General features: G+C 40.8%; 1 pseudogene. It reads left to right on the top strand.

Features of this window, described 5'->3' with window-relative positions:
* Positions 1-365 (top strand): annotated as a pseudogene (locus ACHABW_RS26035) (IS3-like element IS655 family transposase); the annotation flags it as partial.

The following is a 365-nucleotide window of genomic DNA, read 5'->3' as shown; positions in this document are numbered from 1 at the left end:
ATGCTGGAAAGTCTAGAGCGGAAATAATCAAAGAATATAAGTTAACGTCATCTACCTTTGACCGGTGGGTACAGCAGCATCGAGATAGCGGTTCATTTGAAGAAAAGGATAACCGTTCGCCTGAACAGGAAGAGATGATCAGGTTGCGGAAAGAGAATCAAAAACTAGCCATGGAGAATGATATTTTAAAGCAAGCCGCGCTGATCATGGGACGAAAGTAGATGTGATTCGAAACAACACCCACAAATACTCGGTATCAGCAATGTGCGACGTCCTCCAACTTGCCCGAAGTACGTATTATTATGAAGCGAAAATTCGAGACAAAAAAGACGAAAAATTGCCGGAATTAATCTTAAATATATTCA

It is taken from the genome of Salipaludibacillus sp. CF4.18, from assembly GCF_051262595.1.
Lineage (GTDB): Bacteria > Bacillota > Bacilli > Bacillales > Salisediminibacteriaceae > Salipaludibacillus > Salipaludibacillus neizhouensis.
Note: the sequence above shows the minus strand (reverse complement) of the source record. Positions and strands in the feature narration are given on the sequence as shown.